The organism is Floridaenema fluviatile BLCC-F154 (assembly GCF_041929135.1).
In the GTDB taxonomy this organism is placed as follows: Bacteria; Cyanobacteriota; Cyanobacteriia; order Cyanobacteriales; family Aerosakkonemataceae; genus Floridanema; species Floridanema fluviatile.
Genome location: NZ_JBHFNS010000077.1, coordinates 78,919 through 101,341, shown reverse-complemented (window position 1 = coordinate 101,341; position 22,423 = coordinate 78,919). Strand labels below are relative to the sequence as shown.

At 37.0% G+C, this 22,423-nt stretch carries 14 protein-coding genes; 11 read left to right on the top strand and 3 right to left on the bottom strand.

Features of this window, described 5'->3' with window-relative positions; all coding sequences use genetic code 11:
* Positions 1–119 precede the first annotated feature (119 nt).
* A complete protein-coding gene (locus tag ACE1B6_RS20710; RefSeq protein ID WP_413259160.1) occupies positions 120–3,485 on the top strand; it encodes a PAS domain S-box protein in 3,366 nt (1,121 codons plus the stop codon).
* Positions 3,486–3,494: 9 nt separating this feature from the next.
* Here ACE1B6_RS20710 and ACE1B6_RS20705 read toward each other — a convergent pair whose 3' ends face one another.
* Positions 3,495–4,127, bottom strand: coding sequence for a TenA family protein (locus ACE1B6_RS20705; protein WP_413259159.1), 633 nt, complete (start codon positions 4,125–4,127; stop codon positions 3,495–3,497).
* Positions 4,128–4,248: 121 nt separating this feature from the next.
* On the opposite strand from ACE1B6_RS20705, the gene ACE1B6_RS20700 reads away from it, so the two are divergent.
* The 3 genes from ACE1B6_RS20700 (at position 4,249) to ACE1B6_RS20690 (ending at position 8,317) form a co-directional block, all read left to right on the top strand.
* Positions 4,249–4,638: a 6-pyruvoyl trahydropterin synthase family protein gene (locus ACE1B6_RS20700; RefSeq protein WP_413259158.1), complete on the top strand. Its 390-nt coding sequence runs from the start codon at positions 4,249–4,251 to the stop codon at positions 4,636–4,638.
* Positions 4,639–4,715: 77 nt separating this feature from the next.
* Positions 4,716–5,465 (top strand): HAD family hydrolase, encoded by a 750-nt coding sequence (locus ACE1B6_RS20695; protein WP_413259157.1) that lies wholly within the window; start codon positions 4,716–4,718, stop codon positions 5,463–5,465.
* Positions 5,466–5,788: 323 nt separating this feature from the next.
* Complete coding sequence (locus ACE1B6_RS20690) at positions 5,789–8,317, top strand: glycogen/starch/alpha-glucan phosphorylase (RefSeq protein ID WP_413259156.1); 2,529 nt, start codon at positions 5,789–5,791, stop codon at positions 8,315–8,317.
* A gap of 89 nt (positions 8,318–8,406) precedes the next feature.
* Here ACE1B6_RS20690 and pgmB read toward each other — a convergent pair whose 3' ends face one another.
* The gene (gene pgmB, locus ACE1B6_RS20685; RefSeq protein WP_413259155.1) at positions 8,407–11,286 is read right to left on the bottom strand and encodes a beta-phosphoglucomutase; all 2,880 of its coding nucleotides are present in this window, start codon (positions 11,284–11,286) and stop codon (positions 8,407–8,409) included.
* A gap of 206 nt (positions 11,287–11,492) precedes the next feature.
* On the bottom strand, positions 11,493–13,904 hold the full coding sequence (locus ACE1B6_RS20680) for a sucrose synthase (protein WP_413259154.1): 2,412 nt from the start codon (positions 13,902–13,904) through the stop codon (positions 11,493–11,495).
* Positions 13,905–14,261: 357 nt separating this feature from the next.
* On the opposite strand from ACE1B6_RS20680, the gene ACE1B6_RS20675 reads away from it, so the two are divergent.
* From ACE1B6_RS20675 to ACE1B6_RS20645, 7 genes are all read left to right on the top strand, one after another.
* Positions 14,262–15,389 carry a saccharopine dehydrogenase family protein gene (locus tag ACE1B6_RS20675; protein ID WP_413259153.1) on the top strand — a complete coding sequence of 376 codons (1,128 nt, stop codon included), beginning with the start codon at positions 14,262–14,264 and terminating at the stop codon, positions 15,387–15,389.
* Between the two features lie 53 nt (positions 15,390–15,442).
* Positions 15,443–16,066 carry a hypothetical protein gene (locus ACE1B6_RS20670; RefSeq protein ID WP_413259152.1) on the top strand — a complete coding sequence of 208 codons (624 nt, stop codon included), beginning with the start codon at positions 15,443–15,445 and terminating at the stop codon, positions 16,064–16,066.
* Positions 16,067–16,273: 207 nt separating this feature from the next.
* Positions 16,274–16,624, top strand: coding sequence for a DUF4342 domain-containing protein (locus ACE1B6_RS20665; RefSeq protein WP_413259151.1), 351 nt, complete (start codon positions 16,274–16,276; stop codon positions 16,622–16,624).
* Positions 16,625–16,755: 131 nt separating this feature from the next.
* Positions 16,756–17,391 (top strand): DNA-3-methyladenine glycosylase family protein, encoded by a 636-nt coding sequence (locus ACE1B6_RS20660; RefSeq protein WP_413259150.1) that lies wholly within the window; start codon positions 16,756–16,758, stop codon positions 17,389–17,391.
* A gap of 318 nt (positions 17,392–17,709) precedes the next feature.
* Positions 17,710–20,487, top strand: a complete 2,778-nt coding sequence (locus tag ACE1B6_RS20655) for a hybrid sensor histidine kinase/response regulator (protein WP_413259149.1) — start codon at positions 17,710–17,712, stop codon at positions 20,485–20,487.
* Positions 20,488–20,493: 6 nt separating this feature from the next.
* Complete coding sequence (locus tag ACE1B6_RS20650; protein WP_413259148.1) at positions 20,494–21,936, top strand: hybrid sensor histidine kinase/response regulator; 1,443 nt, start codon at positions 20,494–20,496, stop codon at positions 21,934–21,936.
* A 27-nt stretch (positions 21,937–21,963) separates the two neighbouring features.
* The gene (locus ACE1B6_RS20645; protein ID WP_413259147.1) at positions 21,964–22,359 is read left to right on the top strand and encodes a response regulator; all 396 of its coding nucleotides are present in this window, start codon (positions 21,964–21,966) and stop codon (positions 22,357–22,359) included.
* The last annotated feature ends 64 nt before the right edge of the window (positions 22,360–22,423 follow it).

Here is a 22,423-nt window from a genome sequence, read left to right as displayed (position 1 = left end):
ATGTTTTATAATTAAACATTAAAATATAAACCAAATTATAACCATAAAGTTAAAAATAAATTTTACAATAGCATATAATTTGTTAGCTCGTTTTAGGTAATTTGTTCGAGGTTAAAAAGATGACCTTTATAGACAGAATCACTGAGCGAAGTAAAGCAGAATCATTACCAAAAGAGTGCAAATTACTAGAAGAAAGCCTGATTAATAATATACCAGGAGCTATCTATCGACGGCGATGCGATCGGGATTGGACGATGGAATTTATTAGTGATGCGATCGCAGATATTTCTGGCTATTCGGCGCTTGATTTTATCGATAATCAAATCAGAAGTTTTGCTAGTATTATTTATTCTGTCGATCTAGAAATTATAGAACAAAGTATTTATGAAAGTATTAGTTATAGCAAACCCTATATCTTAGAGTATCGAATTATTCATGCAGATGGTACTATTAAATGGGTCTATGAAAAAGGACAGGCAATTGTCTCTCATTTAGGAGAAATTGAATTTTTAGATGGGGTAATTTTTGATATTACCGATCGCAAAATTGCAGAATTAGCTTTACGAGATAGTGAGTATCGCTATTACACACTGACTAAATCCTCACCAGTGGGCATATTTCGGATTGACGCGCAAGGGAATTGTGTATATGTTAATGAAAAATGGTGTGAAATAGTAGGAGTTAGCTTAGAAAAAGCATTAGAAAAAGACTGGATAGAAATTATATACCCTAATGATAGAGAGCGAGTTTGTCAAAGATTTAAAATTGCTAAACGTAATAATACAGCCTTTAAATTTAAATTAGAGTTTCGTTTACAGCGAAGTGATAATAAAATTGTTTGGGTACTAGGACAGATTGTGGTAGAAAAAGATAGCGACGGTAAAATCTTAGGTTATGTGGGAACTTTGACAGACATTAGTGAAAATAAACAAATTGAAGAAGAACTGCGCCACAGGGAAGCAAAAATTAGGGCCTTGCTAAATGCGATTCCTGATTTAGTCGTTTGTATGAGTAAAGATGGCAAAATTTTAGAGTATCAAACTGGCAAAAACAGTTCAATGCCACTGTTATCAAACATGAAAGTTGGTACGAGTATTTACGAAATATTACCCGAAAATTTAGGACAACAATTCGGAATAAATATAGAAAAAACTTTAGTTACAAATGAGATGCAAACTTGGGAGTATCAAATTTTAATTAATGGTGATTGGCGTTTTCGTGAATGTAGAATGGTTGTCAGTGGTAGAAACGAGGTAATAGCAATTATTCGTGATATTACAGACAAAAAGAAATCAGAAGCTTCCTTATTACAACAAGCACAAATTATCGATCAAATTCATGATGCTGTAATTTCCATGAATTTAAGTGGTTATATTAATACTTGGAATAAAGGTGCGGAAAGGCTTTATGGTTACTCAGCAGCAGAAATTGCGGGCAAACATATATCAATTCTTTACCCAGATCCCTATTGTAAACTTCTCCAAAAAGATTTATTTCTTCTAGTTTTAGAAAGGGGAAATTATGAAATAGAACAAAGATTGCGGAAAAAAGATGGGGAAGAATTAGACGTACATTTATCCCTTTCATTACTGAAAGATAGCCAGGGTTTAATTACAGGAATTATCAGTTATGGGATGGATATTACTCAGCGTCGGCAAGCAGAAATAGCATTGCGTCAACGGCAACAAGAATTAAAAGAGTTGATCGAAAATGCTCCTGATATTATTACTAGATTCGATCGCCAATTGCGCCATCTTTACGTTAATACAGCGGCGGAAGAAGTTACAGGAATTGCGCCAAAAGCTTTTTTAGGTAAAACTAATCGAGAGTTAGGTTTACCAAGTGAATTAGTAACTTATTGGGAACAATGTATGAACGATGTCTTTACCACAGGTAAAGAATCGCAAATGGAATTTGAGTTCAATACTCCCGCCGGAATTAGATACTATCATGCCAGAATAGTGCCAGAATTTTCGGAAATAGGAGAAGTAGAAACTATATTAGCTGTGACTCGCGATCTTACGGAACAAAAACAAACCGAACGAGCTTTAAAACAGTCAGAGAAAAAGCTTTCACTTCATGTACAAAATACTCCAGTAGCGGTAATTGAATTTAACTTAAATTTTGAAATTGTTGAATGGAATTCGGCAGCAGAGGTGATTTTTGGATATAGTAAAAATGAAATAGTTGGCTGTTTTGGCTGGAAAATTGTCCCGGAAAGTGCTAGTAAATTAGTTAGAGAAGTTTGGGATAATTTACTAAACGAAAAAGAGGGAAATCGGACTACTAACGAAAATCTAACTAAAGATGGTAAAATCATTATTTGTGAGTGGTATAACACACCTTTAATTGCAGAAGATGGTAACTGTATAGGTGTTAGTTGTTTGGCGCAGGATATTAGCGATCGCGTCCAATCTGAATTAACTTTACGCCAGCAAGTAGAAAGAGAAAAACTATTAGTAACTATTACCCAAAGAATTCATCAATCTTTAAATTTAGAAGAAATTTTAAATACCGCGGTGAGAGAAGTTAGAGGATTGCTGAATAGCGATCGAGTTTTAATTTACCGCATTTGGTCTGACGGAACAGGCTGTGTAGTGACAGAAGCAGTAGTTCCTGATTGTCAAGCAATTTTAGGCAGAACTTTTCCTGTAGAAGTATTTCCCTTGGAATATCAACAACTTTATTCTCAAGGTAGAATTCTTGCCATGAGCGATCGTAATTCCGCAACGATCGCACCTTGTTTAGTAGAATTTTTACGAGAATTAGCAGTAAAAGCTAAATTAGTAGTGCCATTAATGGCAGGAGAAAATCTTTGGGGATTATTAATAGCTCATCACTGTCGAGAAGTGCGTCATTGGCAACCCTCAGAAATCAGTTTGTTGCAACAATTAGCTACTCAATTAGGTATTGCTATTCAACAAGCTTTATTAGTAGAACAAATGGAAATAGCCAACGCTGAATTAAAAAGATTAGCTTGTTTAGATGGCTTAACTCATGTGGCAAATCGCCGTCACTTCGATGAATATTTAGAAAGAGAATGGCGACGCATGATTAGAGAACAAAATTCCATAGCTTTAATTTTATGTGATATTGATTATTTCAAACTTTATAATGATACTTATGGTCATTTAGCTGGAGATTCATGCTTGCAACAAGTTGCAGATGCGATTCAACGTGCAGTCAAGCGTCCGGCGGATTTAGTAGCACGTTACGGGGGTGAAGAATTTGCTGTAATTCTGCCTAATACTAAAGTTGGTGGTGCGTTAACTGTAGCTAAGCAAATCCGAGCTTATGTAAGAGAATTGCAGATTTTTCATGGAGAATCTAAAACTAGTAAATATGTCACTTTAAGTGTAGGTGTAGCGGTGACTGTACCTAGCTTGCATTCTTCATATAACGAATTAATTAGAACCGCTGATTCGGGACTGTATGAAGCTAAATCTCAGGGACGCGATCGCATAGTTTTAAAAAGTTTTAGTTAACAGAAATGATTAATTCTTTTCCGGGAAACTCCATGCAGATTGGAAAAATTCATACTCACATAACATAGCATAATGATATATTGGTTCAGCTATTTCTTTAGTTTCGACATAGCGATCGACTAAAGTTTCTAATTCTGTTGCTAAGGGGAGAAATTCCGGGGAACTATAGGTGCAAATCCAGTCAGAATACTGATGTTTAGGAATACCATTTTTTGCTAATTCTTGCCCTAAAAAAGCATACAATCGCATACAAGGAGCCATCGCCACAGCTGTTAAGCCTGCGGGATTATTCCAAGCAGTAGCTAATAAGAAATCTGTGTAACGACGGGTAGCTGGAGAAGGAGAAACATTGAGCAAATTAACTTCCCATTTAGCAGCGTAGCTTTGATGTAATTTCAGTTCTTGTAAAACGCCACCAGCTAAGTTATGAAAAATTTGAAAGCTTTCCCAATTAGGTGATCGCACTCCAGCTAAAGAATAAGCTTTGGCAAAAGCTTCTAAGAAAAAAGCATCCTGTCCAACATAATAAGCAAATCGATTTTTTGGTAATGTACCTGTGGCGATTCCCTGGACAAATGGATGGGCTAAACAAGCTTGTGCTAAAGTTTGATTGGCTTGCCATAATTGTTGAGAAAGAGTCATATTTTTGAACTGCGAAGGAAAGAGAGAAAGTTTTAATGATAATTTTAAGCTTTTTCTAGCCGATCGCCAATTTTAACTTTAAAATTTTAGTGTAACTTTGGTTATAAACTAGGAGAACAAAGTGCCAAAATGGAAACTTGTGACGGAATTTACCTTTGATAGTGCTCATTATATCAGAGATTATGATGGCCCTTGCGGTCGAATGCACGGACATACTTATAAGGTGCGAATTGAAGCTACATCTGCGAAACTCCATTCATCAGAATTTTGTCCTCACCCAGTAATGGTAGCTGATTTTCGTACCTTACGTTGGGCAAAAAAAGATATTACCAAAGGTGGTTTAGATCATGGGATTTTAAATGAAATAATGCCGGAAGATTACGAAACTACAGCGGAAATGATCGCTAAGTTTATTTACGATCGAACTAAGGAGAAATTGCCAGAAGATGTGCAATTAAAAGTAGCTGTCTCGGAAACCTCTAATTCTTGGGTGGAATACGAAGATGAATAAACCTCTGCTAAGCTCTTGCCATTGATAACCAGAACCTTGTAAATTTTAAAGTGTGGGAGCGATCGCCAAACTTAAACATGAAAAAATTACAAGCTTTGATTTTTGACGTTGATGGTACTTTAGCTGAAACAGAACGATATGGTCATCGGATTGCATTTAATCAAGCTTTTGCTGAACTAGCTTTTGATTGGCATTGGTCAGAATCATTATATAGTGAACTATTGACTATTGCAGGTGGAAAAGAAAGGATTCAATACTATTTAGAGCGATATCATCCAACTTTTCAACCGACATCTGAATGGTCAGAATTTTTAGCAAGCTTGCATAAACTGAAAACCAAATATTACCGAGAATTGCTGAATAATGCAGCAATTCCTCTCAGACCTGGAGTAAAACGATTAATTAAAGAAGCAAAAGCACAAGGTTTGCGTCTAGCTATTGCTACTACTAGTGCTTTACCAAATGCAACCGCTTTGTTAGAGCGAACTCTTAATCCTGATTGGTTTGAAGTTATTGCAGCTGGCGATATCGTTCCCGCCAAAAAACCTGCTCCAGATATCTATAATTATGTGCTGGAAAAAATGGGATTAACCGCTAATGAATGCTTAGTTTTTGAAGATTCTTTTCATGGTCTACAAGCCGCAGTTGCAGCAGGTTTAAAAACTATTGTTACCGTTAATGATTATACAAAAAATCAGGATTTTAGTGCTGCTTGTTTGGTAGTAAATCATTTAGGTGAATTAGATCTACCCTGCGAGTTTATAGCTGGAAATATTCCCAAGGTAACAGCTAATTATGTAGATTTAGCTTTGCTACAAATTTTGTAGGTACGTTGTGGCGCTTCAGCGCCACAACGTATTTTTTGAATTTACCAGTTGCATTAGGAAAATTTTATCTTTAGATAATTTATAATTAAACTCACCTTAACGAAAAATGAGTATATTGTTGTTTTGCAGGAATAATTAGAAATTGCAATTTCAGAGATACTCACTTACAGCTAAAGCAGCAACATTTTTAATAGAAATAGCATTTCACATCAATTAAGTTTACCCTCTAATTTGCAATTTTTCCTGGCATAAGGCTGACATGAGTAAGAGTTGCTCTCCGATCTCTACCATCCCATAAATAATTAACAGGAGTACAGATAATTATGGTCAGCATTGTTCCGAATAATATTCAAATTGAAGACGATCGCACAGGGATTAACGTCGAAACTCTGAAGCGAGCATTTTTGGATAACCTGTTCTATATTCAAGCCAAATTCCCGAAAATTTCCACGAAAAACGATTACTACATGGCGTTAGCTTACACAGTACGCGATCGCTTGCTCAACCGTTGGCTTCAAACTACCCAAACTTATTTAGAAAAAGCACCTCGTACAGTTGCTTACCTGTCTGCTGAATTTTTAATGGGGCCGCATTTGGGCAATAATTTAATGAATTTGGGACTCTATAATGTAGTGAAGCAGGCAATGGAAGAATTCGGACTTGGCCTGACCGATCTACTAGAACAAGAAGAAGAACCAGGATTAGGTAATGGTGGTTTAGGACGATTAGCAGCTTGCTATATTGACTCACTGGCAACATTGGAAATTCCAGCGATCGGTTACGGCATCCGCTACGAATACGGAATTTTTGACCAAGAAATCAAAAATGGATGGCAAGTCGAAATTACCGATAAATGGCTGCGATATGGTAATCCTTGGGAAGTTCCCCGTCCAGAAGCAGAATTAGAAGTGAAATTTGGTGGTCATACCGAAAATTACACCGATGAACATGGTCGTTACCACGTACAGTGGATTCCCTTTAAAGTAGTTAAAGGCGTTCCCTACGACACCCCGATTTTAGGCTTTCAAACTAATAACGCTAACACTTTACGTCTATGGAAAGCCGAAGCACCAGAATCTTTTGATTTTGAAGCATTCAACAAAGGAGATTATTTCGGATCAGTTCAAGAAAAAAGTGAGTGCGAAAACATCACGAAAGTTCTCTATCCCAATGATGATTCTTACCAAGGTAAACAACTACGGTTAGAGCAACAATTCTTCTTTGTTTCTTGCTCCTTGCAAGACATGATTCGGATGATGAAAGCACAAAACCTGACACTTGAAAGGTTCCATGAACATTTTGCCATTCAGTTAAACGATACTCACCCAACTATTGCTGTTGCTGAATTAATGCGATTGTTGTTAGATGAGCATCAATTTGATTGGGATAAAGCTTGGAATATTACTACTAAAACCTTCGCTTACACCAACCATACGCTATTGCCAGAAGCATTAGAACGTTGGTCAATAAATATGTTTGGTAGCTCGTTTCCCCGTCATCTACAAATTATTTATGAAATCAATCTTCGTTTCTTAGATGAAGTTCGCATCAAGTTTCCTGATGATGGGAATCGCCTTCGTCGGATGTCTATCATCGATGAAAGTGGCGAGCGATATATTCGGATGGCACATCTTGCTTGCGTTGGTAGCTTTGCAATTAATGGAGTCGCTGAGTTACATAGTGAACTACTTAAAAAGACGACGCTGCATGACTTTTATGAAATGTATCCCGAAAAATTTACTAACGTTACTAATGGCGTTACTCCTCGCCGTTTCATGGTTTTAAGTAATCCTCGATTAGCAAACCTGATTACTAAAAAAATTGGGGATAGCTGGGTGACAAATTTGGATGAATTACGGAAATTGGAAACCTTTTTATATGATAGTGATTTCTGTAAGGAATTCCATCAAGTTAAACAGGATGTGAAACAAGATTTAGCGAATTACATTCGGACAAATTACAATATTACAATCGATCCGAATTCGCTGTTTGATATTCAGGCAAAACGCATTCATGAATACAAACGTCAACACTTGAATGCTCTTTACATTATTACTTTGTACAACCGGATCAAGGCTAATCCTAATTTAGATGTTACGCCTCGAACTTTTCTATTTGGTGGTAAGGCGGCTCCCGGTTATTACATGGCAAAATTAATTATTAAGCTGATTAATTCGATCGCAGATGTAGTTAATCACGACCCGGATATGCGCGATCGTCTCAAAGTTATTTTCCTCAAAGATTACAACGTCAAATTTGCTCAGCGTGTCTATCCGGCTGCCGATCTTTCGGAACAAATTTCTACCGCAGGTAAGGAAGCTTCGGGAACTGGTAACATGAAGTTTTCTATGAATGGTGCGCTGACAATTGGAACTCTTGATGGCGCAAATATCGAAATTCGGGAAGTAGTTGGAGAAGAAAATTTCTTCTTATTTGGCTTAACTGCGGAAGAAGTTTTGCAGAAGAAAGCCGCTGGATACAATCCTTGGGATTATTACAATAGCAATCCAGAATTGAAATTGGCGATCGATCGCATTTCCTCTGGTTTCTTTTCTCACGGCGATCCAAATTTGTTTAAGCCACTGTTGGATTCTTTGTTGTATCGCGATCAATATCTTTTACTTGCGGACTACCAATCATACATTGAATGTCAGGATCGGGTGAGTCAGGCTTACCGAGATCGAGAACAATGGATTCGGATGTCAATCTTAAATGTAGCACGGATAGGCAAATTCTCTAGCGATCGTTCCATTCGTGACTATGTGCAGAACATCTGGAAAGTTTCTGCACTCAAGGTAGAAGTACCGGAATACAGCCAATCTACTAACGGTGACTTGAAACTTAGTTACTAATGTAGAGAATAATTTAGAGACGTTATATATAACGTCTCTAAAGAATTTTGTCATAAAGATATCATGTTCGATCGAACATGATATCAGTTTTAAGCAGTTAACTTACTTTTCAAGTCTGTCCAACTAACTCCTTTTAAACTAGGAAGAACTACATGAGAACCTTTTACTCGTTCTTCCGGGCCTAGTCCAACTGCATACATTCCTGCTGCTAAAGCTGCTTCAATACCTGCGGCAGCATCTTCGACAACTACGCAATTTTCCGGGGGAATTTCTATTAGTTTGGCGGCGTGTAAAAACAAGTCGGGTGCGGGTTTGGGACTTTGAACGCTGTAGCCATCTGCGATCGCATCTATCCGATTAGCAATTCCCAATTTTTCCACAACTGGACGGGCATTTTTACTAGCTGAACCAATGGCTATTTTAATTCCCGCTTGCTTCAACTCATCTAATAAATTTAAAGCTCCTGGCAATAAATCAGCGGGGGAAATATTCTCAATTGATTCTACATAATAACCGTTTTTTCGCTCCATCATTTCCTGTAACTTTTCTTCAGAAAATGGTTGATCTCCGGCAATTAATAACAGCGATTCTCGTCGGGATATCCCTCTTAATGCTTCGTTTGCTTCTCGATTAAAAGGTAATCCTTCTTCATCTGCCAATCTTTGCCAAGCTCGATAATGGAATTCTGCGGTATCAGTAAGAACTCCATCCAAATCAAAAATTACACCTTGAATATTAGGAGATTGATTCATAGTAACTGAGGAATTTCTTGGAGGAACAAGATCGAATTCATGCCAATTACCCCGCCAATGTAATTTAAATTTTAACCTTTGCCAACCAGGGGGTAATTGTGGTTGCGCTACGGGGCCATTTTCGGCAAATTGTACCCCACCAAAACCTAAAACTACGGCTTGCCAAACACCTCCCGCACTAGCAGCGTGAATGCCATCATTAGCGTTACCTCGAACATCTTCTAAATCTACTAAAGCCGCTTGCATAAATCGCTCATAAGCTTCTTCATTCTTGCCTAAATCTGAAGCTAAAATTGCATGAATCGCTGGCCCTAAAGATGAACCGTAAGTAATATCGGTGCGGGGTGCGTAGTAATCCCAATTTTCCTGCAATCTTTCTTGATTGTAGGGAATTTCTTTGGATTGACGCATCAAATAAAGCAGCATTAAAACATCTGGTTGCTTCAGGACTTGCCGTCTATTTCCGGCTTCAATACCGAGAATCGCTTGCATTGATTTAGTCCGAGGTTCGTAATCCTCTAAGTTGATATCTTCCAGGTTGAAAAATCCTTCAAATTGTTCTATCAATGCACTAGAATCATCATAGAGAACCCAGAGATTAGTGGCGATATCTTGCCAACGCGATCGCCTTTCCGCAGTCAGCTTTAGTTTTGCTTTTAGTTCGGCAAAGCGATCGGGAAAACTGCTACTTAACCAATCATAAACTATCAATGCTTTTTCTAAATGCCATTGTGCCATGCGATTAGTAAAAACATTGTTGCTGACGTGCTCGTGATACTCATCAGCCCCAATTACTTCCCGAATTTCATATCGCTCTTCTTTGGTATTCCACTCAACTCGACTCATCCAAAAAATAGCAGTATCGAGAATAATTTCGGCTCCATAATCGTGCATCCACTCATCATCGCCTGTAGCTTTCCAGTAATACCAAACTGCATAAGCAATATCAGCACTAATGTGTATTTCTCGATCGCGACACCAAATTCTAATTTCCTCACCGTAAGGTTGATTAGGAAGTGCCCAACGTGGCGTTACTTCATCTCCAGTATCCGCACTTTCCCAAGCATACATTGCGCCTTTATATCCATAATGTGCTGCTTTGCGTCTGGCTCCATTTAAGGTGTAATAACGATAGGTTAATAAGTTGCGTGCTATCTTTGGTTGGGTAAAAGTAAAGAAGGGCAAAATAAAGATTTCCGTATCCCAAAAAACGTGACCGCGATATCCAAAACCGGAAAGAGTTTTGGCAGGAATACTCACTTTATCATCATGACGCGCCGCACTAATTAATAATTGGAATAAGTTGTAACGTACAGCTAATTGGGATTTAGTATCTCCCTCAACTACAATATCACTTTGATGCCAGACTTCTTGCCAAGCTGCTTCATTTGCATTTAGTAATGCTGCATAGTTAGGTAGCTGACTGAGTTTTGTTTGTGCAGCTTCTACTGGGTTTTCTGCTTCCCGTGAGGTGAAAACTGTAATCAGTTTTTCTACTATGATATTAGTTCCAGGAGCAGCAGTAAAACTGGTGCTAATCGTGGGATATCCGGGAGCATTAGTAACTTGTAATGTCGCATCTATTCCCAAAACTAGCATTTTAAATGCTATGGCTAATTCAATTCGGGAAGCACGAGTTCGAGCATTTAACCAAGTTCCTCGATCGATTTTTCCTTGGTTAAGTAATTCCCAGTGATTGTAGCCTTGATTTTCGGGGTAGCCGTTAATGCTAGCCTGAATTTCTACAGTTACTTCTGAGTCTAAAGGTGTGATTCCACAACGTAAGGCGAGAACATTTTGATCGGCTAAACTAGCGAAACGTTCCCAATAAAGGTCAACAGTTTTCTTACTAGGACTGCGCCAACGTACTCGACGAGAGAGGATACCACGACGTAAGTCTAATTGTCGTTGATAGCTGAGTATTTCCCCTTGATCTAAGCGAAAGCGATCGCCATCTATAATAATCAGAAATGGCAACCAATCAGGGCAATTAGCAAGCTCAGTATAGACGATCGGAACATCATCATAAACACCGTGGATTAAGGTTGATGGCGATGAACGCGGATAGCCTTCTTCAAAACTACCTCTAGTACCTAAATAACCATTGCCAATAGTAAAAACAGTTTCTCTAGAATGTAACTGTTCCGGGTCAAACTGGTTCTCTGTTAAAGTCCAGTCTGTATAAATTAATGATTGAGTTTGTCGGGGTCTATCCATCGGTGCTGGTGTTAGTTTATGTCACTATTTTCGATCTTAGATGAGCAATTTGAAATTGACACCACAGGGAATTGTTGAATTATTCTGATTTTAAATATGGGTTAAGAAATAACTTCATACTGAAGTAGTATCCCCTATTTAAAATCAGCAATAGGACAATAAATGTTAAGCTTTTTCGCTGAAAATTCCTGAGCTTATTTCAGAGATCACTGTCTTTGATGCTGCTCCAGGATAATTTCTGCTCTAGGTTTGTAAATTAAGTAGAATAACGCTTCTAAGTAGCGCAGTAGAGCCCCTTTGCTATTGCGAGAGATGTGGTTCCAAAATTGGGAAATTTTGGCGATCGACAATAATTTTGTAGTATGCAACTGCCAGTTAAATTCATTACGCACCCGCTGAATTGATTTTTCAGATACCTGTTGCCAGTATTGAGGATCTTCTGCACAACGATCGATAAAATTAATAATTTTTTCCGCAGTTCCCGGCAAATCTGTAGGATTGATTAAGAATCCGCTTTCGCCATCTTGAATAATTTCCAGCGCACCGCCAAACTGAGTGGCAAAAGTTGGTAAGCCAGAAATCATGGCTTCTAAAATGGTCATTCCGAAGGCTTCAAACCGAGCAAAATGGACAAAGATACCTTGAGCATCTGCGATCGCTCGATAAGCTTCTCCCAACTCAGCATTTGGTAAACGCATCCCTATCCAACGAATACACCCATGAAGCTGATATTGTTGAATAATTTCATGTAATCTTTCGATTTCTCTCGCTTCTTCCGGGTTAGTAGCTTCATGACTATGCAGTTTGCTTGTAACTAATATTAAGTTACAACGTTCTTGCAACTCTTTACTCATGCCAAAACATTCAGCTAAACCCGCTAAATTCTTAATCGAATTAATCGGTGCTAAGGCAAATATTGGTCGTTTATCCAGATTTTCTAAACGTCCCAAAATTTGCGAATCTTCGCGAGTAAACAGTAATTCTTGAATTTTTTTCCTTAGTTCTTCTGGGCGATTTTCTGACTGACTGTAGGGGAAAAAGAAATTTTCATCAACTCCGGGAACTACAATGTTAAACTTGGGACTAAATAAATTAACTCCATTTACTACATGATATAAATTGGGCATTGTAAAACAATTGTAAGATTCATATTGTCCGATCGCATCCGGCGTACCAACAATTTCTTGGAAAGAAGAAGTAATAATAAAATCAGCTGCATTCATGCTGATTAGATCGGCGGTAAAATGCGCGGAAAAATGATACTCTTCTTCTAAATCTTGCCAATACAAATTACTAAATAAGTACTTGGGTTTTTCTAAAGAATGGGCAATGTTGCATTGAGTGACATTCAACCGACTAGCTAACAGGAAAGCAACTAAATTACCATCGCTGTAATTACCAATAATTAAGTCAGGTTTCCCTCCCATTTCCCGCAATAATTCTTGTTCTGCATCCAAAGCGAAAGTTTCTAAATAAGGCCAAATTTCAAATTTTCTAATCCAGTTTTGGGTAACTTTGGGGTTAAATTCCCGGAAAGGAACGCGCAATATCCAAGCATTTTCTGTTCCAGCTATTTTTTCCAAGCGTAGGTTACATTGTGTTCCTTCGCAATTAGGAATTAGCCTGGTTAGAATAACTACTTGCGGCTTAATTCCTAAACATTCTAAACCCGCTTGTTTGATTTCTTCTGCTAATCGGTTTTCTAAACTTCTTGCTTGGTTAAGAACATAAACAACTTGACCAGCTGTTTCCGGTCTGCCTAAGACTTCTTCCTGTCCTACCCAACCGTGAATTGAAATTAATGCTACTCGAAAAACAGCCGGAATCCGAGAAACAAATGCTTCTAAAATAGCCGGATCTGGAGTATCAATTAATCGTTGTAAAAGGGCGAAAGTTTCTCTCACTCGCGATGCTGTATTACCCCAACCTGGTTCAAAACCAAGTGTTTGTAATTCGGAGTGAAATTTTTCGTAGGGTTCGTCAGCTGGTCTTTCGCCAATTAAGTTTAAAGCTTGTTTGACTTGTTCTAATAATTCGGTTCCTGACTTAATTTGCTCGTTAATTAACAAGGGAATTCGATCGTATTGGTGTCTGTGCAAAATTTCCCACAAAACTTCTATCCAATAGCTAGGATTAGTTGTTAGTTGACTATGTAAATGTCGATGCCAAACTGCTAACCCTTGACCAATATTTCTCGGATCGCTAACTGTGGGAGAATTTTCCGAAAAGGGAGCAAAATCAAGTTCTAAAATGCGGGGTTGGTAACGGTTGACTAAACGATCGCGCACATCCAATAAAACTTTCTGTTCTACTAGTTCCTCACTACTAAAATCTGCGGCAATTCGCCAAACTTCTTGACTGGCAATTTTTGGTCTAACTAAAAACCAAATACTGTCATTTTCTAAAATTATTTCATGAGTATAGCTAATTAGTTGCCCTAAAGAAGAAGAATGGTAAAAATAAGCTGGCTTTTCTGATTGCTGACAGTAATCGCTAAAAGCTTGTAAAATCTCGTTTCTGAGAAAATAATGTTTCCCAGAAGCACTTAAAGCGTTTACTAACTGTTGTAAGTCTGTTTTTTGCTCGCTGTTTAAGACAGCTTGAACCATTTCATACATAGTACTTTCCTGGCTGGAGTTATTGTAAGTAGTTTGAAGGCTGGAGACAGAAGGAAAGAAAACAGCTGTTTAACCTTTTTAAACACACCTACAGCTAATTTAAGCATTAACAGCGAATTTAGCGATCGCGCTAAAGATAGATTAATCTTTTTTTTACATTTACTATGGCTAGCTACTATATATATGAGCTTGTATATTTTCTGTTACTTGCTAACAAACTCATGTATTCTTATATTTATCCTCTTCTCCGGTTTCTTGCAAAAATGTGACTAAATTTTACAGAAATTAATACTGTTGTTCATAGTTGATTTGAGTATTACGAGGTATGCCAGCATTGATTTATGGAGGGACAAAATTATGAGTGAAACATTTCTAATTTTAGGAGGCTATGGTAATACTGGGAGCCTTGTCGCTGAACTATTACTTCAAGAAACTGATTTACAATTAATAATAGCTGGGAGGAACTTAGAAAAAGCCGCTATTTTCGCTGGTAATTTAAACAAAAAATTTAGTTGCGATCGAGTTTCTGCCTTAAAAGTAGACGCTGGCGATCGAGAAAGTTTAAAGCAAGCTTTTGCCAAAGTTAACTTTGTAATAGTTGCTTCTAGTACTGCTGAATATGTGGAAAACATTGTGACAACTGCTTTAGCAGCTAAAATTGATTACTTAGATTTCCAGCTTTCTGCTGATAAAATTACATTGCTGAAATCTTGGCGATCGCAAATAGAAGAATCAGGCTGTTGCTTGATTACTGAAGGCGGATTTCATCCCGGTTTACCCGCAGCATTAGTTCGCTTTGCTGCTGCTGAATTTGACCAAATAGAAACAGCTAATTTAGCTAGCATAATTAAATTTAACTGGCAAAAAGTTGATTTGTCTCCATCTACAGTTGATGAAATTGTTGGCGAAATTGACAAGGCTCAACCAACTTATTTTCAAAATGGTCAATGGCTCAATTCATACTCTGGAACTAAAAGTTTCGACTTTGGTTTAAACTTTGGAGAACAAACTTGTTATCCAATGTTTTTAGAGGAAATAAAAACTCTTCCCGAATTTTTTCCTTCCCTCAAAGAAACAGGATTTTTTGTTGGTGGCTTTAACTGGTTTGTAGATTCAATTGTCTTTCCTTTAGGCTATATAGCATTAAAAACTATCGGCAAAAATGCCATCAAACCAATAGGAAAACTGTTGAATTGGGGATTAAAAACCTTCACTAAACCTCCTTATGGTACCGTGTTACTCTTGGAAGCAAGGGGATGGAAAGAGGGAAAACAACAAAGGATGAGATTACAACTTTATCACCCAGATGGTTATTATTTAACAGCTGTTCCTAGTGTAGCTTGTCTGTTACAATATCTAGATGGTGTGATTAAAAAACCAGGACTTTGGTTACAAGCAAATTTGGTTGAACCAAAGCGGTTTATTGGGGATATTGAAAGATTAGGTGTTACTGTAGAAATCTCCCGTAAATTTGAGGAAAATTAAACTTCAGGAGTGTTTTTTCGCTATATTTTAGTTAAAGTTAATTGGGTTTCCTGATGTCAAGTAATCTAATATCCTCTACTGCACCAGCGTTTTTAGAGACTTTAGCCAAAGCAGCTGATTTGAGGGGAAAAAGCGATCGTCCTAAATCAGCACAAGTGGTTCAAGCCTTATTAGAAACCGAAAAATTTACTAAACAACAACGAATAAATTACCCTTTAGAATCTTTAATCGGTTCTTGGCGGCTACACTTTGTTGTGTCGCCAAAAAAATTGCGACAACGTTCAGGAATTAAAATGGGAAATGGGTTTTATCTCCCCAGATTTGTCAAAGCTCAAATTTCTTTTCATCCAGCCGCAACAGATAATAACCTTAATCCAAATCAGCTAAAAATTGGCAATAAGTTGGACGTTGGGATGATTTCATTTCAGTTTAACGGACCAGCTAAGTATTTAGGTAAGAAGAATCTTTTAGCTTTTGACTTCACTCAAATTCAAGTAGGCTTTTTAGGTCAAACTATTTATAGTGGCGGCTTTCGTGGTGGTGCAGCTAAAAACCAAGAATTTGACCAAAAACACATCCGAGATTTACCATTTTTTGCTTTCTTTACTATTGATAAAAATTTTATTGCGGCGCGAGGTAGAGGTGGCGGTTTAGCAATTTGGGTGAAAGAAGATTAAAAGAAAATATTCCAGTCCGTTGTGGGGACTTTAGTCCTTTTCTTAAGTTAAGGAACGACTGAAGTTGATACAACGGACTTCGATCGGTCTGTACTGTCGGGTAAACACCACTCTTAATTGTAGGGTTTTCCTACCGATTGTTTTTAAAGAAGTAGGCATAATCGAATTAATTGAATTCTCAAGCGGGTTTAAACCTGCACACAAAAAATGAACGCACAATTTGAACAAGTTGAAGACCAAGCACCAACTGTAATTGTTGAATCAAACACTGTGAAAGAAACGGAAACCGCTGCGGAAACTCAGGAAAAAGTGCGGGTAGAAGAAGTGAAATTTAACCGCGAAACGGTTACTGATTTCTACAAAAATGTGGTTGGTAGAACTGAGAACCGTTACTTGGTAGTTAAAAATAAACAGGGTCGAGTTTTAACAGAAATTCCTCTGTTGGTTGGTGTTCCTAGCTTAATTGTTGGCACAGTTGTATTCCCCTTCGCTGCGGCGGTGGTAGCTGTAGCTGCAACAGTAACTAATCTGACTGTAGCGATCGAAAGAAAGCAGTAAAATCTCTTTTGAATAGTTATTTGAAATCACTCGGCGCTGTTTCCTTATGGCTAGGAAAAGGCGCTGTTTGTTTATGATAAAATAATTATGTGATTCCAGTAATTAAACTTGAAATTATAAATTTTTAAGTAATGGAACAGAGGCAAGCTGTTATTTATTTACGACAAAACGATCCAATATTGGCTGAAGTAATTGAGCGAATTGGTAATGACAGTTTAGAGCTAAGTTACTATCAGGAAAAGCTAGATTTACTAACGGCACTTTCCCAAGCAATTATTTTTCAACAAATTTCTACTAAAGTAGCAACAAAAATATTTAAAAGGTTTGTTTTACTATATCAAGAATCTCATACTGAATTAACCGCAAAAGCTATTCTGGAAACTCCAGAAGATATACTTCGCAGTGTGGGAATTTCTCGCCCAAAAATTAGTTATTTAAAAGATTTGGCTGGAAAAATTGAGCAAGGATTACCGAGTTTTGCCGAATTGTCAATGATGGAAGATGGGGCGGTAATTGCAAGTTTGACCCAAGTTAAAGGAATTGGGATATGGACGGCACAAATGTTTTTAATTTTCCACTTAAATCGACCCGATGTGTTACCAGTTAATGATTTAGGAATCCGTAGTGCGATCGCCAATTTATACCACTTAAACTCGTTACCAGATGCCAAAACTATCGAAAAATTAGCCCAAAAATGGCAACCTCATCGTAGCCTTGCTTGTCGTTACCTGTGGCGCAGTTTGGCAATTAACGATCGGGTATCATAAAACACAGGATAGCAAACAAACTATGGCTAAAATTGTAAAGTTCAAAACTGAAATTTTACCCTTTACTTTGTTCATTTTTTTCTTTTTTTTTGCTTAGACGTTCTGCTTGCTGGAACCAACTACTTTTTTATTAAGGTAAGTTGAAGGTTAGCTAGAGACATTTTTTACAGTTACGGTACTAACAGAGCTTAGCCAGGATAGTTGAAGCTAAGCAGAATTTACATAACTTTAACAGAAAAGTCAGTAAAATATAATTTTCCTCAGCTTTTTAGTTGAGGAAGAAGTTAAGTTCTATCACTTAAGAGCAGTTTATCAATTATGTTAGTCAAGCCGATCGATCGCTGGATGAGCAAAGCCGGAAAAAAAGTTTCTCTAAGAACTGTATTAATTATTCCTTTTTTGTTACAAATTCTGGGAGCAGTGGGAATAGTAGGATATCTCTCGTTTAGAAATGGTCAGCAAGCAGTAAATAATTTAGCTAGTCAATTAATGAGCGAAATAGGCGATCGAGTTAAGCAAAATCTTCAAGTATATGTCAGGACTCCTCATTTAATGAATAAAAGTAAGCTGAGTATGATTCAAATGGGTTATTTAAATATGGAAAATATGGATGCTTGGGAAAAGTTTCTTTGGCATCAAGTGCAGTTATATCCTTATATTAACTTTACAGCTGTAGCTAATACTAAAGGAGAATATCGTTCTGGAGAAAGAATGTCTAATGGTGATTTGATGCTAAATGTAGCGGGAACAGCAGTTAATAATAATTTTATTTCCTACCATACTAATGCAAAGGGCGATCGAACTTCTATTGCTACTATAACTGAAGGAAGTTTTGACCCCCGCACTTGGTTATGGTATCAAAACGCAGTTAAAAAAGGTAAACCAACTTGGAGCGATGTTTTTATTTCGCTTTTAGAACCAACCTTAGTAATTAGTGCTATCGAACCGTTTTATAACTCCAACAACCAATTAGACGGAGTATTGCATACTGCTTTACGTTTGGATCATATTGGAGACTTTCTCAATAGTTTAAAAATTGGTAAAACTGGACAAGCATTTATTATTGAAAGAAATGGTACGCTCCTAGCAACTTCTACTGAAGAACAGCCTTTTCGCATTAAGCAAGATAAGACCAGAAGATTAATTAGAGCCGAAGATAGTAGTAATTTATTAACTAAAGCAACATCCCAATACTTATTAAGCAATTGGCAAAAGTTAGATAAAATAAAATCATCTCAACAAGTAAACTTTACTGTCAACGGTAATGAACAATTCGTAAAAGTTATCCCATTTCAAGATGATACAGGATTAGATTGGTTGATTGTGGTAGTAGTTCCTGAAGCCGATTTTATGAAACAAATTGACGCTAATAACCGGATGACAATTCTGTTGTGCTTAGTAGCTTTAGCACTAGCAATAATTACAAGTATTTTAACTGCTCGTTGGGTAACTCAGCCAATTTTACGCTTAAATACAGCGGCTAAAGATATTGCTAAAGGTGATTGGGAAAAAACTATAGAAACAGAACGTTCTGATGAATTAGGAGAATTGGCTAAATCTTTTAACTCAATGGCAGAACAACTAAAAGAATCATTTACCAACTTAGAACAAAGAGTCACAGAACGCACAGCTGAATTAGTTAAAGCCAAGAATGCTGCCGAGGTTGCTAATCAAGCAAAAAGTACATTCCTTGCTAATATGAGCCATGAGTTAAGAACACCTTTAAATGCAATTTTAGGATTTTCCCAAATTCTCAATCGTCAGCCAAATCTCAAACTAGATCAAAGAGAGAGTATTGGGATTATTATGCGGAGTGGAGAACACTTATTAACACTAATTAATAATATCTTGGATTTATCTAAGATTGAGGCTGGTAGAGTAACTTTAAATGAAAAAAACTTTGACTTTCATCGTCTGCTGAATGATGTAGAAGATATGTTTCAGTTAAAAGCAGATAATAAGAAATTAAACTTGGTGTTTGAAATTGATTCCAATGTACCTCAATATATTCGTACAGATGAAGTCAAGTTACGCCAAATTTTAATTAACCTGTTGAATAATGCACTGAAATTCACTCAAGAGGGTGGTGTGTCAGTTAGAGTGACTTTAGATAATACCGATCGCGATCGCCAATCTATTATTAATCAAGATGAAAAAGAAAAAATTTATTTTGAAGTTGAAGATACTGGTTCTGGTATTGCACCAGATGAATTAGTAAATTTATTTACGGCTTTTGTTCAAACTAAAACCGGACAAGATGCACAAGAAGGAACAGGCTTAGGTTTAGTCATTAGCCAACAATTTGTGCAATTAATGGGTGGTGAAATTAGCGTTAATTCTGTTGTTAATAAAGGTACAATATTTAAATTTTATGTAGAGGTTCAAGTTGTTGATAGTGGCAAAGTTACCACTCATCAGCCTACTTGCCAAGTGATTGCTTTGGAAGCAAATCAACCCACATATCGCATTTTAATTGTTGATGATAAAGAGTTAAATCGCAAACTTTTAATGAAACTGTTAAATCCGCTAGGTTTTGCATTACAAGAAGCTACTAATGGAAAGGAAGCGATCGCAATCTGGGAAAAATGGGAACCACATTTAATTTGGATGGATATGCGAATGCCAATCATGGATGGTTGCACTGCTACCAAACATATTAAAGCCACTACAAAAGGTCAATCTACAGCTATTATTGCTGTGACTGCTAGCGTTTTTGAAGAGGAAAGAGCAGTTGTTTTATCAGCAGGTTGTGATGACTTTCTGCGTAAACCATTCCGAGAAGCAGAAATTTTTGAAATTATGAATCGCCATATTGGAGTACGCTATATTTATGAGAATCAAAGCGATGATTCACCTTCATTGCCAGAGGTGGCTGATTCTCAGGTAATTGCAACTGATTTGCAAAAGATACCTGAGCCATTACTAGCAAATTTGAAACAAGCAATCATCAATATTGATATCGAATCGGCTAACATTATAATTGCAGAAATTTCTCAGCATAATTCTGATGTGGCAAAATCAATGAAGGGTTATATAGAAGGTTTCGACTATGAAAAAATCTTGAATTTAATAACAACAGTTTCAGGAGGAATATAAGTAGTTATGAGTCCTAGCTTAAACACAAATTATAAGGCTAACATTTTAGTTGTTGATGATACACCAGATAATCTACGTCTTTTAGTAGGAATGTTAACCGAAAAAGGCTATAAAGTGCGTCCGGTTATGGATGGTGAATTAGCACTAATGGGTGCTCAATCTATGCCACCAGATTTGATTTTGCTGGATATTAATATGCCGAAAATGAACGGGTATGAAGTCTGCAAACAATTGAAAAGAAATGAATTAACGCGGGAAATTCCGGTGATTTTCATTAGTGCTTTAGATGATGTATTAGATAAAGTACAGGCTTTTCAAGTCGGGGGTGTAGATTATGTGACTAAACCTTTTCAATTAGAAGAAGTTTTGGTGCGAGTAGAAACCCATTTAGCGATTCGGGAATTGCAAAAAAGTATCACCGCGAAAAATAAAGATTTAGAAGTAATTGTCAAACAATTACAAAGTACCCAAGAACAGTTAATCCATTCTGAAAAAATGGCGGCTTTAGGACAACTTGTGGCGGGAATAGCACATGAAATTAATACTCCTTTGGGGGCAATTCGTTCCTCGGTAGAAAATATTGCTGACTTTTTGAAGGATAACCTATTGAAGTTTCCTGACTTTTTCAACTCTTTAACGCCAGAACACCAGGAGTATTTCTTAGAAATATTACAGAGATCTAGTCAGCAGAAAATCAGTTTGTCTAGTAAAGAAAAGCGCCAATTAAAGAAAGCTTTGATTCAAGAGTTAGAAGGAGAGGAAATTAGTAATGCTGATACTATTGGCGATACTTTAGTTGATTTAGGAATTTACGATCGCATATCAACCTTAGTCCCCCTACTAAAAAGCGAAAATGGCACGGAAATCTTAGAAAAAGCTTATCAAGTTGCCAGCATCCAGAAAAGCACAGACAATATTAGAACTGCTACAGAAAAAGCAGCCAAGGTTGTGTTCGCTTTAAAAAATTATGCTCGTTACGATCATTCGGGGGAAAAAGTGCGATCGCAAATTACTGAGGGTATAGACACAGTTTTAACTCTCTACAATAACCAACTGAAACATGGTATAGAAGTTACAAAGAACTATGAATCCAATTTACCATCTTTGTTATGTTATCCCGATGAATTAAACCAAGTCTGGACAAACTTAATTCATAATGCTATTCAAGCAATGGACTATAAAGGTCATTTAACTATTAGCGTCACTCATCAATATGATAGCTTATTAGTTAAGGTAACTGACAGTGGTAAAGGAATTTCTCCCGAAATAATGCCCCGGATATTTGAACCCTTTTTTACCACTAAACCCGCAGGAGAAGGTAGCGGTTTAGGATTGGATATTGTAAAAAAGATAATTCAAAAACATGATGGCGAAATCTTTGCCGAAAGTGTTCCCGGACAAACTACCTTTACTGTAACTTTACCATTTGATTCTCATTCCAACGAGTAAAATTGTTTTTTAGTTAAGGAAAAAATCATGTCTAAGCCAGCAATCTTGTGTGTTGATGATGAAACAGTAGTACTAAATAGCTTGAAAATTCAACTTAAAAAAGAATTCGGCGATGCTTATATTTATGAAGTCGCTGAAAGTGCCGATGAAGCTTTAGAAATTATTGAAGAGTTACAATCAGAAGAAACTGATATCTTAGTGATTGTTTCTGATTGGTTGATGCCTGGTATTAAAGGCGATGAATTTTTGATCCGTGTCCATAAAAAATATCCCAAAATCATTAAAGTGATGTTAACTGGACAAGCTGATGAAACAGCAATTCAACGTGCTAAGGAGAAAGCATCATTACATAATTGTTTATACAAACCTTGGAGTAGTCAGGAGTTAATTGAAACAATTAAATCAGGTTTGGAAAGGCTATAAACTGAATTACTGAAAACTTACATAAATGGTTTTAGAGAATGCAGAGAAAAAAGCGAAGTTTTCT